The sequence below is a fragment of the Achromobacter deleyi genome (assembly GCF_902859705.1).
Taxonomy (GTDB): domain Bacteria; phylum Pseudomonadota; class Gammaproteobacteria; order Burkholderiales; family Burkholderiaceae_B; genus Achromobacter; species Achromobacter deleyi.
The window spans coordinates 81,271-93,879 of record NZ_CADIJO010000014.1; the positions used below are offsets into that span (position 1 = coordinate 81,271).

At 66.4% G+C, this 12,609-nt stretch carries 8 protein-coding genes; all 8 read right to left on the bottom strand.

The window, feature by feature from the left end:
* The gene (locus HV798_RS19840; protein ID WP_175193508.1) at positions 1-1,926 is read right to left on the bottom strand and encodes a Vi polysaccharide transport protein VexE; all 1,926 of its coding nucleotides are present in this window, start codon (positions 1,924-1,926) and stop codon (positions 1-3) included.
* Positions 1,919-2,950, bottom strand: a complete 1,032-nt coding sequence (locus HV798_RS19845) for a KpsE/RkpR family capsule polysaccharide export protein (protein WP_175193584.1) — start codon at positions 2,948-2,950, stop codon at positions 1,919-1,921. The genes HV798_RS19840 and HV798_RS19845 overlap by 8 nt, the downstream gene beginning before the upstream one ends.
* A 121-nt stretch (positions 2,951-3,071) precedes the next feature.
* Positions 3,072-3,785 (bottom strand): P-loop NTPase family protein, encoded by a 714-nt coding sequence (locus HV798_RS19850; protein ID WP_025140836.1) that lies wholly within the window; start codon positions 3,783-3,785, stop codon positions 3,072-3,074.
* A gap of 9 nt (positions 3,786-3,794) precedes the next feature.
* The gene (locus HV798_RS19855) at positions 3,795-5,135 is read right to left on the bottom strand and encodes an ABC transporter permease (protein WP_175193509.1); all 1,341 of its coding nucleotides are present in this window, start codon (positions 5,133-5,135) and stop codon (positions 3,795-3,797) included.
* A 7-nt stretch (positions 5,136-5,142) separates the two neighbouring features.
* Positions 5,143-6,300, bottom strand: a complete 1,158-nt coding sequence (locus HV798_RS19860) for a polysaccharide biosynthesis/export family protein (protein WP_025140838.1) — start codon at positions 6,298-6,300, stop codon at positions 5,143-5,145.
* Positions 6,301-6,348: 48 nt separating this feature from the next.
* Positions 6,349-8,409, bottom strand: a complete 2,061-nt coding sequence (locus HV798_RS19865) for a glycosyltransferase (protein WP_175193510.1) — start codon at positions 8,407-8,409, stop codon at positions 6,349-6,351.
* Positions 8,406-10,886 (bottom strand): hypothetical protein, encoded by a 2,481-nt coding sequence (locus HV798_RS19870; RefSeq protein ID WP_175193511.1) that lies wholly within the window; start codon positions 10,884-10,886, stop codon positions 8,406-8,408. Before HV798_RS19870 ends, HV798_RS19865 begins: the two co-directional genes overlap by 4 nt.
* A 42-nt stretch (positions 10,887-10,928) precedes the next feature.
* On the bottom strand, positions 10,929-12,188 hold the full coding sequence (locus HV798_RS19875) for a nucleotide sugar dehydrogenase (RefSeq protein ID WP_175193512.1): 1,260 nt from the start codon (positions 12,186-12,188) through the stop codon (positions 10,929-10,931).
* Positions 12,189-12,609 lie beyond the last annotated feature (421 nt).

A 12,609-nucleotide genomic window follows, 5' to 3' on the forward strand; every position in this document is an offset into this window, starting at 1 on the left:
TTAACGCTGCGCGGACCGGTCCGCGGACTGTACGTGGCGCCAGATGCCGCCGCTCAGGCGCAGGTTCTCCGGCGGACCGGCCACATGCGCCCTGAGATGTTTGAAATAGGCCTCTTGCCAGCGGCGCGCATAGGTATCGGCGTCTTCGCCCGGCTCGACCGCAGGCAGCATTTCCAGCGTGTAGGCCACATGGCCGTCTTCCCAGCGCGGCACGTAGAACACCGACGGCACGCCCTGGCGATGCGCCAGGTGGGCCGCGAAGCTGGAATAGGTCACCGACTGCCCGGCGAAGTCGGTGCGCGGCGCGGCGGGGTTGGCGGCGCCATCCACGGCCAGGCACAGCACATTGCCCGATCCCAGCGCGCGCATGCAGGCCTTGGCGACCTGCGCTTCGGTCTGGTCGGCAGTGGAAATCAGGGCGGCGGCATAGCTGCTCTGGGCAATGCTGGGCGCGGTGGCCAGCCAGCGCGACGGGATGCCCAGCAGTTCCAGCGCCATCAGGCCGGCATACATGGGGCCCACGTGCGCCGTGGCCACTACCACGCCCCGGCCGGCCGCCAACAGCGGCGCGAAGAAGCGTTCGCCCGTGTCCAGTTCGCCCAGCACCTGCATGGCTTCCTCGACACTGTCTTCGCGGCATTCGAGCCAATCGAACAGCAGGTGATCCACCAGGTGGCCCCAGCGCGCGCGCCGCTCCCATTGCACGCGGTCGGCCGTGGCGTCGCCACGCAGCGACCAGGCCCAATCCAGCCGGGCCTGCGGAATCGGCGCCGAATCCAGCTTCTGGTCCAGTTCATCCAGGGCCTGCTGGAACGTCGGCGGCAGCTTCTGCCCGCGTTGCGCCACATAGCGTTCGAACAAGGCCTCGGCTTCCGGCTTGCGGCCAGCTTGCGACAGCGCGCCGATGGCGGCGCGTTGCCAGAGCGTCTTGTCGGGGGACTTCTCGACCAGGCGCAGCAACTGGTCGGCGGCTTCCTGGTATTGCAGCGTGTAGCGCAGCGCCCGGGCGTACAGGCCCTGGGTCTGCTCCAGGTCCGGCGCCAGGTCGATGGCCTGGCGCAGCGGCGCCACGGCTTCCTTGTAGCGGCCGGCGCGCAGCAAGGTCTCGCCGTACAGCGTCAAGAGCCGCACGTCGGCGGGCGCCGCCTGCAAACCCGCCTCGAAATGGGCCAACGCGTGGATCTTGCGGTCGTCTTCCGTGGCCCGGCGCAGGTGCGCCAGGCCCAGCGAGGCGCGCAGCGCCGGGACATCGTGGCTGGCGGCCAGCGCTGCATTGCCCAGCAGGATCGCCGCCTCGGCCCGATCGTCGTCCAGCAGCGCACGTACGGCCACGGTCGCCACGCGCGCGTTCGGCAAGTCCCCGGCCTGCAAGGCCGCGGCAATGTCCGCCGCCGCCGTGGAGTCACCGCTGCGCGAATAGGCCAGCATCCACCAATGCGCATCACCGGGGTCGGCCAGCGCCAGCGCGTGGGTCTGGCGTGCGACCTCGGCGGCCTGCGGGATCTGCGCGGCCTGCACGCGCAGTTGTATCCGTACCGCCTGCAGCGCCCCGGTGTCGGGCGCGATGGCGGCGGCGGCATCCGCCTGGGCAATGGCGCGGTCCCATTGTTGTGTGCGGCCCAGCAGGCTGGCCAGCATGCGGCGGTCGTCTGTGCGCGCGGGATAGACCTCTACCAGCGCTTCCAGCACGGCGATCGCCCGATCCAGGCGACCGGCCCGAACCAGCGGCGACACCAGCAGGCGCCGCGCGTCGCGCCAACCGTCCTCCACGCGCGCCAGCGCGGGGCCTAGCTCGGCCAGGACCGGCGCTGTGTCATCCGCCTGCAGGACCTGCTCGATGACCTCCCGCAGGTGGCCGGTGGCCTCGTCCGCGGCGGGGCGGGCTTTGGCAGCTGGCGCGGGGCGTTCTATCGTCGTATCAACCATGGCGCAATCCTCGTAGCAGGGCCATCGCCGCGCGCAGGACGAACATGAGCACGAAGCCCAGCGCCAGCGCCTGCAGCAGCAGCACGGACGTGCGCGGGCTGCTGGGCCGGTCGGTGGACACCGGCTGGGCGATGATGGACAGATAACGCTGCAAGCGCAGGGCGTCGGTCACGGCCTGCTGGTACGACTGCTGCGCCAGCGTCAGGTTCGAATCGGCGAAAGCCTGCGTATTGCGCAGCGCCTCGTACGACTTCAGCTGCTTGGCCTCTGTGTTGCCGTCGCCGCTCAAGCGCTGGCGCACGCTGGCAAGCCGCTTCTTCAAGGCTACGACCTGCATTTCGGCAGGCTTGAGCATGAAGTGGTCTTTGTTGTCGAGCGCACGGATCTTGTCCAGGTTGATCTGCGCGCTGCTCAGTTCCCCTTCCAGCTGGCTGGACAGGTTGAGCAACATGGCCACCGTGGCCGTGGGGTCGATATTGCCGTGGGTGGTCCGCCACGACGTCAAGGCTTCGCGGGCGCCCAGCGCCTTCTGTTCGGCCTGCCTGACCGATTCCTCGCTGACCTTCAGCTTGTCGGCCACGCCCTTCTCGTTCATGGTGCTGACAAACTCTTCCGCCAAGCCGATCAGGGCCTTGGACAGCGTTTCGGCGTCTTCGGGCGAATAGGCCCGCACGCGCAGCACGTCGATCTGTTCCAGCGCGTTGAACGACACCTGCACCGAGGCGCGGTAAGCGCGGTAGAGATCGTCCTCGCTCGAATCCTCGGACAGATGGTTGGCCGGGTCCATGCCCGCATTCAACAGGTAATGGCGCAGGCCGACCTTCTTGTCCAGCTGCCGCATGCAGTCGCGCGACTTCAGGAAATCGCTGACCGCCCAGCCGTCGACAAAGCCGCCGAGCATGCCGCCCGAATTGCCGGTGGTGAGCAGGCTGGCCGCCATGGCGCCGCCGCCCTGCTGGCCGGACCCGGACTGCACGAAGAAGCGCGATTCGGCCTCGTAGCGCGGCGTGGCGATCCACAGCACGTACGCCAGGGCCAGGGCCACCGGGGCGATGACGATGAAGACATTGACCCAGCGACGGCGACGGCGCTCGATCAGCGCCGCCTGCCGTTCGCGCCGCCGGCGTTCGATCTCGGACCCGCTCTCAGAACCCGAGCTGTCCCTCATCGAATCCGCCGAGGACGTCGTCGCCTGTTCCTGAATCGCTTCTTGATCGTCGCGGAGGGAACTTCTGGATGCACTGGTCGAGGTCGTCTTCGATGCGGAGTGCGCTTCGTTCATAAATCAGGCCCTTGAGGCAATAGTCCGCCAACTGATTCTGGCGGTAACTGGAAAGAATGAGCGTCCTGCCGATCAGCCGTTCTTCGAACAGCGCCAGCCAGAGACGGGTGAAGCGGCAGGGCTCGAAGGGAATGGCCCCCTCGATCACGTAGACGTCGAACGCTGGCGCCAAGGCCAGCGCGAACGAAAACTCCTGCCGCGCAAACAGCGGCCAATGTTCCATCGGCCGGGAAAGGACCTTCGGCTCGCTGATCAGGTCCGCCACCAGTTCGTAGGTGGCATCGGCATCGAGCTCGTACATCTGGCTGACCAGTTCGATCATGCTGACGCCGCTGGCCTTGCCGCGGATGAAGCCCTGCCGCCCGATCGCCCAGGACACGTTGCCGTCGTGATGGACAAAGCCCTGGCGCGGCGGCCGCAGGCCGCACAGCAGATCGATGATCTGCCGATGCAGCTCCGGCGCGGGCGACAGCAAGGCATAGCGGCCGACGGGAATGTCCAGATGCGCCTGGGCCAGCAGCGCCTGCCGGCTGCCGAAGGCCTTGGGATCGTCCGTCACGCCATTGAGATGAATCATCGTCGTTCCTCACATGGGCTGGATGTTGGGACGGGCCAGCCGTTCCGCTGCCAGCGCAACCGCCATCAGGAACACCAGGCTGGTCAGGAAGTAACCCAGGCTGGCGTCCGTCGACGTGTAGGCGTCGAAATAGGCCGAGCGCAGCAACTGCATGCCATGCGCGAACGGCAGCCACAGCATCCAGGGCCGCAGGTTCTCGGGCAGCTGTTCCGACACGAAGAACACGCCCGAGAAAATCTGCAGGAAGCGCTCGATCACCGGCGCCAGCCGCAGGAAGAAGTGCCAGTACGTCGCGATCGCGCCGAACAACAGGCCCATCGCCGCCGCGCAGCACGCCATCAGCACCACGAACAGCATGAAGCCCGGCCAGCTCTTGGGCAGCGTGATGAGCTCCAGCGCATGCCCCGCCGTGATCAGCACCCCGAACACCACCAGGTACACCGACACGTACAGCAGCGCCTGCACCAGCGCGCACATCAAGGGCGAAACGCCCTGGAAGTTCAAGAGGCCGCGCGCCGAGACGTAGGCCGTGCTGCTGCGAAAGATGATCTGCCGGAACATGATCCAGGTCGTGGCGCCCAGCAGCGAGAAGGTCTGCACGTCCATCCCCAGGATGTAGTGCGTGCCCATCAGGATGTACAGCGACGAAATCAACGTCAGCAGCACCACCGGCCCCACCAGCGCCCACAGCAGCGCGATCCGGCTTTCGCCGTGCATCACGTTCAGCTGGTAGACGAACAGCGCCAGCAGCGTGCGCCCGCCCGGCCAGCCGCGGCCGATGATGCGCGGATGATGGCCGGCATGCAGTCCGCGCAGGCGGTCCTGCAGAATTGCCAGGTCGCCGGCCTCGCCCGCGGGCAGCTCCATTTCCAGCGCGATGTCGTTGCGCGAGGCATGACGCCGCGCGTCGCGCGCCTCGTCCTGCTTGCGCCGCTGCTCGCGCCGCGCCTGGGCGTCGGCCAGGCGCTGGTCTTCGGCCACCAGCCGGGCAGGCATATAGCCCGGCGCGAACACCTCGATGCCCGCGCGAATGTCCTGTTCCAGCAGCCGCACGATGATGCGCAGGCGCCGCCGGGAAAAGTCCGCCAGCGCCTCGTCGACCTTGCCGCGCTCGATCTCGGCGTCCAGCTCGGCCTGCACGGCCTCGTAGACCGCCCGCCGGGCGGCCACGGAGTCGTGCGGCTCGCCCTGCAAGCGCGCCAGCAAGGGTTTGAGCAGGACAGCCGGCTCAGCCTTGGCCTCGAACAGCTTGGCGGGGTCCAGGCGCCAGGCATCGACGCCTGAACCCACCGCGTAGCTGCTGTCTTTCTTGCGCGCGCGCCATCCTTTGATCCGATCCTCGTTACTCATCGACGCACTACTGGCTGACGCCGGTCGAAGAGCCGCCGGAATTCGAATCGATGGCCCGGGTGGCGCTGAAGCCGGCGCTCATGGTCACGCGGAACGCGGACAGCACCTTCTGCACCTGGGTGAACGGCGCATCGGAAATATAGATGGCCTGCCCTTCCCGCACCGTGAATTCGCGGGCCAGCGCCACCTGTTCCGGACGCGTCAGGTCAAACTGGTACACCACGGGCAGCAGGTCCGGCTTGCCCTCCGCACCCGCTTGCGCGGGCGTGAACAGGAACACCGAACGCGGGTCCGCCGTCTGGTCGTCCAGGCCCTTGGAATCGGCCAGGGCGTCCAGCACGCTGTAATTGCGCTTGCTGATGGCCACACGGCCCTGGTTGCCCGCCGCGCCCAGCACCGTCAGGAATTCGCGCGATTCGTACGCGGTGATGACGTCGCCCGAACGCAGCAGGATGTCGTTGTTCTGGTTGCGGTAGATGTCCGACAGGCGCACCGAGGCCACCTGGTTGTCGCGCCGCAGGCTGACGACAAGCTGCTCGGGATTGGTCTGCACCGGCGCAGCCTGCGCCAGCGCGCTGCTCAGCCGCTGGGACGTCTGCGTGATGGGATACATGCCCGGCTTGGTCAGGTTGCCCTGCACCGTCACCATCTGCCCGCGCGCGTCGGCCGCGCGCGTCACGCTGACGTCGGCGCCGGCCACCAGGCGGCTCAGGCGCGCCACGATGGCGTCATGCAACTGCCCCAGCGTCTTGCCGCCGGCCTGGAACTTGCCCAGGATGGGAAAGGACACATTGCCGTTGCGGTCCAGTTCCTGGTTGCCCAGGTCGCTCACGCCGGACGGGTCCGCCGCGAACACGCCCAGTCCGCCGCGTTCCCAGACCTTGACGTTGATGCCGTCGCCCGGCACCAGGCTGTCGAAACCGGCCTCGGTCAGGTCGCGGTAGCGCACGGGAAAATCGGACACGTCCGGCACCCGGCTCTCGCGCGCAAGTTCGCGCGAGGCGGGCATCACGATGACGTCCTTGGCGTCATGCGCGCCCGTCATCTCGGCCAGCATGGGCCCGGAACGCGGCAATTGGCAGCCGCTCAGTGTCAGGATGGTAATCAGCAGCAAGGCCGGCGCCGCAAAGCGGCGCGGGCCCGCGGCCGGGACGTTCATTTGCATAACTTCCTTTTTTTCAGAACGAGGGTCAGCCGGGCGGCCGATCAGGGATCAGGCCTGCATCAGACGCATCGGCGGCAGTTCCATGCACTCGTCGTTGTCCGACACCGCCATGACCGGCATGCACAGGCTCAGGAACTTGGCCAGCATGGCCTCCAGCGAAAACAGGGTCTGCGCCCGGTGGCGGCTTTGCGCTTTCAGGCTTTCATCGGCGCGCACGCGGTCCACGATGGATACAACCTTGTCGCAGGCTTCGTGCAGGTCCGGATGCTCGACGTCGCCCAGCAGGTGCCCCGTCTGGTCTTCCTCGAAGCATTCCCCTGCCCCGCCGGCCGGCGTCGAGACGACGGGCACGCCCAGCAACTGCGCCTCGATCAGCACATTGGGCAGGCCCTCGTAGCGCGACAGCAGAACCTTGGCATCCATTTGCGAATACCAGTAGCCCACGTGGTTCGACAGACCGACGAGCAGCAGCCGGTCCATCACGCACAGCTCTTCGGCCAGCGCCACGATGTTGTCGTGCAGCCGGCCATCGCCGACGATGACAAAGCGCGCCTGTGGCCGCTGTTTCAGGTACAGCGCGGCCAGCTTGATCCACAGCTGCGGCCGTTTGTCCGGTTCCAGGCGGAACACGCCGCCGATGGTTTCCGTGGCGTCGGCCGTGCTGGCCTGGAACGCCTCCCACTTTTCCTGGTCCGTAATCGCGGCATCCGTGGCCAGGTCCGGCACGCCGTTGTACAGCACGTGAAAGCGCACGATGGGAATGCCGAGCCATTCGGCGTAGGCTTCGGCGGCCTTGCGGCTGTTGCTGACGAAATGCACGCCGGGCACCTGGGCCAGCGCCTGGTACAGCTCGGGATACTCTTCGCGGAAGCGGTCCTTGCGGATGTTCGGCGGCAGGCCGCGGAACACCAGGTGGATGGTCGGTGCACCCGCCAGCAGGGCCGCCAGGGCGCCGAACAGGCACGTGCCGTCCTGCCACAGGCTCACCACGTCGAAGGTGCTGGCGCGCAACACCGGCGCCAACCGCGTCACGCCGTAGTGCACCGGCGGGGGCAATTGCTCCAGCAGGCGGGTCAGGCTGCCGTCCGGCACCGACTGGTGGGCCACCGAGATCGCGGGCAGCTTGTTGATTTCCGTGACCGGAATCTGCGCCTTGACCAACACGGACAGGAAGAAATCCAGGCCCTGCTTCTTGGTCGAGCCGGCCGGCTCGGTGTGCTGCTTGACCAGCACTTCGACCTTCTCCGGCTTCATCGGCACATCGACGGGACGCGGGTTGGGCGCGTCCGCCATGCGGGCCAGCTCGCCGGCCAGCCGCGTCAGCTGCCGCTCGGCGCCGCCCGGGCCCAGGCTGCCCGTCACCAGGGCCACCGACACCGGCTTGTCGGGCGAGTATTCCGGAATCTGCCGGTTGCGGAAATGCAGGATGGCGTGCTTCATCGACACGATCCGGATGTCCTTGCCGGCCAGAGCCGCCTCGGGCTCCAGGCGCTGGTAGAAGGCGTAGTCGCTGGCCAGGCCGTTGGCCAGTTCCGCGGCCTTGCTGCCCGGCGCCAGGTGCTTGGCCACAGGCGAGATGACATCAAAGGCGTCTGCCAGCAGGCCCCGCTTGCGCAGGCGCTTGGCGAACTCGACCCGAATGTTGCGGTCCGTGTGCTGCAGGATCAGCCGGCGAAACAGTTCGTCCGACTGCTCGTACGCGCGGATGTCGTTCAGCAGCTTGGCGCGGGCGAACAGCCGGGCCGGGCTTTCGGCGGACGCGGGCAGGTGCCGGTCCACCAGGGCCAGCGCATCCTCGACGTGGCGCTCCTTGACCAGGCGGGTCGCGCGGTAGCGCACGATTTCCAGGTCATCGGGGCATTCACGCAGCAGCGTGGCCCACTGTTCGGACATGCCCTCGTTCAGGCCCCCCGCCTCTTTCAACCGGAGCAGCAGGAAACGGACCTTGGGATCGGCCATGTGGCCGCGCGCCAGCGCCTGGGCGGCGGCCAGGTTGTCCTGCGCGACCTGGACCCGACCCGATGCCGCGACGATCTCTTCCAGCCGGGCCTGCACCTGCTGCAATTCGGAATCGGCGTTCTCGCGCTCGGTGATCAGTGGCGGATTCATGCGGCCTTCCTGCGGTTGGCCTTGTCGATCCACACCTGGCAGCGCTGGATGTAGTGATCGTACTGGGCCGGGTTGTCGGAACGTTCCTGCAGGGCGCGCCAGTACGGCAGGGCCTGTTCGAAGCGGTGCAGACGCATGGCGCCGACGGCGGCCAGGCGCAGGCCGATGGGATCATCGGCCACCAGCTGCAGAATCCGCTCGCCCAGCGCCAGGCGCTCGGTGGTGCTGGACGACTCCAGCCCGCGCGCTTCGGCGTACATGACGGCCAGGATGCGGCGCTTTTCGTGGTCGACTTCCGTCATGCCCGGCCAGGATTGCGCAACGCGCTCGAGCAGCGTCCAGGCGGCCTTGGGATCGCCGGCCGACAGGATTTCCCGGGCGCCGCGGATGGCGCGGGGGCCGAGCCTGCCCAGTTGGCGTTCGGCTTCTTCCTTGGCGCTCTGGTCGGCCGAGGCATGGGCCAGCACCATCTTGTAGGCGTCGATGGCCTCGCCGAACCAGCCGCCGTTGAACGCCACGCGGGCAAAGTGCAACTGCGTGCTGAACGGCGCGGACTCGTTGGCGGCCGCCTGTTCCAGGTGGCGCATGGCGGTCTTCTTGTCGCCCAGCGCGTCGGCCGCGCGGCCCCGCATGGCGTGCAGTTCGGGAAAGTCGACCTGGGTATCGAGCGCGATGTCGGTCAGGTCGATCACTTCCTTGTGGTTGCCCGCCACCAGCGCGGCCCGCACGCCCAGGCGCATCGCACGCTCGAAGGCGCGCTGCGCCCGCACGCCGGACAAGGCATCGGGATTGAGCAGGCGATGCGCGCAGATGCGCTCGGCGGCATCGCGCAGGCGGCCTTCTTCCAGCGCCTGTGCGCCCTCTTCGGCCCAGGCTGCGGACTGCGTGGCCAGCCATGCCGAAATGTCTTCCTGCTGGGCATCGGCCAGCTTGCACGACACGGCCAGTGCGGCGGCGGCCATGATGCAACCGCGCCACGTGGCTTCCTTGACCAGCTCCAGCGCCTCGACTTCCTTGAGCGTGGGCGATTCGAACGCCAAGGCGCGCAGGCCCGCGCGGTCGCCGGCGATCAGGCGGTCGCGCCACAGCGTGGCGAAACTGCGGCCGTGCGCGGGAATGGCCTCGCGCACTTCATGGACCCAGCGCAAGGTGGCATCCATGTCGCTGCCGGCCTGCAGCAGCGACAGCACGGTGTCGGCCGCTTCCGTGGCGGTGGCGTCTTGCGGCGAGGAAATGCGGAACAGCTGCTTCCAGTTGCCCAGGGCCTCGTCCACGAAACCCAGGTGGCCGGCGGAAATGGCCGCGATGCGCACGATTTCCGGGGTCTCGATTTCGTCGCCCAGCAGGCCGGCGGCCAGCGAGTGCGCCACGTCGTGGCGACCCATCTTGAAGTGGTTGCGCATCAGGATCTGTTCGGCCTTGCTGCCGGTGGCCAGCGTGCCGTCCGCGCTGCCCAGCAGCGCCAGCGAACCTTCGTAGTCGCCCAGTTCTTCCTGGATGCGTGCGAACAGCAGCGTGTGGTCGGGCAGGCCCGGGTGGCGGCGCAGCACGTCGCGCAGGCGGCGCGAGGCTTCGCGCAGGTCGCCCGAATCCCAGATCTTCTCGATGCGTTCGGCGCTTTCGTCGGCGCTCAGCTTGGGCACTGACGGCTGCGGCGTCGAAGCGCTCATGCGCGGACGCACGAAGGTCTTGTACCACTCGGTGTACAGGCGCTCGGCGAACAGCGGCGTGTAGTGCGTCAGGTCCAGGCCGCCGTCTTCCATGGCGTCGGCCTGGCCGATCTTGTTCATCAGCGGCGTCGGGTCATAGCACGGCACGCCGATGCGCTGCGCGCTGGCCGTCACCGCGGATATCAGCTGCGCGCGCTGTTCGATCGGCACATTGTCCGGCGTCATCGCATTGACGTGCGTGACGAACACGACCTTGTCGCGCCCCAGCAGGTCGACCAGCTCGTGCATCTGCTGTTCGATCTCTTCGTCCGTCTGCTCGCGCTTGACGATGCGGGCCAGCAGTTCGCGGTTGTCCGGCGACAGGCTCTTGAAGACGGGGTCCCGCTCCAGCCATTCGCGCCGCTCGGCCAGCCGTTCTTCGGTGGCCTGGGACCAGAACGCGCGGGTCCGCGTGCGGTCGGCGAAGAATTCGCTGAAAAAGCGCACCAGGTAGTTGGACTGGATGGGGTGGGCGCCAATGGTCAGCAGCTTGCGCGAGGACAGCTCGACCATGTACAGGTCGGCCGGCTTGTGCACGCCGCGGCGGGCCTGCTCACCATTGGACGGGCGGAAGATCAGGCGCTGCACGTCGGCGGGAATCTCGGTCTGGCCGAACATGAAGCGGGCTTGCTGCAGCGCCTCGGCGCTGGTGTGCACGAAACCGTAATTGCGCCCGAGCTGTTGCTTGATCGGGTAGCGTCCCACGGCATCGCGTAGCGGCGTGTGGATGCGGCAGGTGCCAATCGGAGCGATGGTAAAGGCGGTCATTCCGGGCCTCTCCTGTGTTGATGGGTTACGCAAAAGCTGGACTCAGAGCGTCCAGTACACGAGGCCGGGCTGAAGCCGGCGGCTGTCCAGCACAGATTTCAAGTCGCACACCATGCCGTCGGCCTTGACCAGTTGCGGCAGGTCTTCCCAGATGGTGTCCATGGTTTCGCGGTGCGGCACGGCCAGGATCAGCACGTCCATGTCGCGGAACTGGTCGCGATCGACCAGACTGATGCCGTATTCATGCTGCATCTGCTCGGCATCGACCATCGGGTCGCAGGCCACCGGCGTGATGCCGTAGTTGCCCAGCGCCTGATACAGGTCGACGACCTTGGAGTTGCGGATGTCCGGCACGTTTTCCTTGAACGTCATGCCCAGGATGCCGACGCGGGTCGAGGCGTTCAGGCGGCCGTTGCGGGCCAGCGTCTGCACCACGCGCGAGGCCACGTGGCTGGCCATGCCGTCGTTGATACGGCGGCCCGACAGGATGACTTCGGGGTGGTAGCCCAGTTCCTGGGCCTTGGACGTCAGGTAGTACGGGTCCACGCCGATGCAGTGGCCACCGACCAGGCCGGGCGTGAACTTCAGGAAATTCCACTTGGTGCCGGCGGCGGCCAGCACTTCCGAGGTACGGATGCCGACCAGATCGCAGATCTTCGACATCTCGTTCATCAGCGCGATGTTGATGTCGCGCTGGGTGTTCTCGAGCACCTTGGCCGCTTCGGCCACCTTGATCGACGAGGCGCGATGCACGCCCGCGTCGATGATCTGCTCGTAGACGCCGGCAATGGTTTCCAGCGATTCCTCGTCCTGGCCGGACACGATCTTGACGATCTTCTCCAGCGGATGCTCGCGGTCGCCCGGATTGATGCGTTCGGGGCTGTAACCCAGCTTGAAATCGACGCCGCAGCGCAGGCCCGAGACTTTTTCGAGTTCCGGTCCGCAGATTTCCTCGGTGGCGCCGGGGTGCACGGTGGATTCGAAGACCACGATGCAGCCCGGCCGCAGCACGGGGCCGATCGAACGGCAGGCGCGCACCAGCAGGGAAAAATCGGGATTGTTCTTCTCGTCGACGGGCGTCGGCACGGCAACGACGAAAAAGTCGCAGCCTTCCAGCTCGGAGACCTGATCAGTGAACTGCATGGGGGAAGCCAGCAATGCATCGCGTTCGATTTCGCCTGTCCAGTCCTCTCCCTGCTTCAGGCTGGTGATCCGCCGCTTGTCCACATCAAAGCCGACGACATCAAAACGCCTGGAAAATGCCACGGCCACGGGCAGGCCGACATATCCAAGACCGCACACTGCGATTCTCTTTACCACGGGGGACCTCACTGTTTTCGTCGTGTCGAGTACATAAAAAGACCGACCCCCAGGAACCGATTAATCGATATGGAATCGAATGACTATTCCCTGCCTGGGGAGGACGCGTTGCTCAGAATTAATTACATCTCGATACCCCGTTATACGTGTGGGGAACGAGCCAACGAATGGTAGGCCGGTCAGACAGCGAATTTCTTTCTAAAGGTTTTCATCGCTGTGGAAATAAATCGGAAATATTGCAATAAACCGGGGGAAATCCCTCAGACAATGGCTTTATCCGTACAAATTGAAATAGATTAGATCGTTTGTTTTGTTAGCAAATATATAAAGTCGTTTTCTTATCTTGATTTAATAAAACCGCAAGGAATGAGTATGGAATCAGGGGTTATCTGTAAATGCCCCG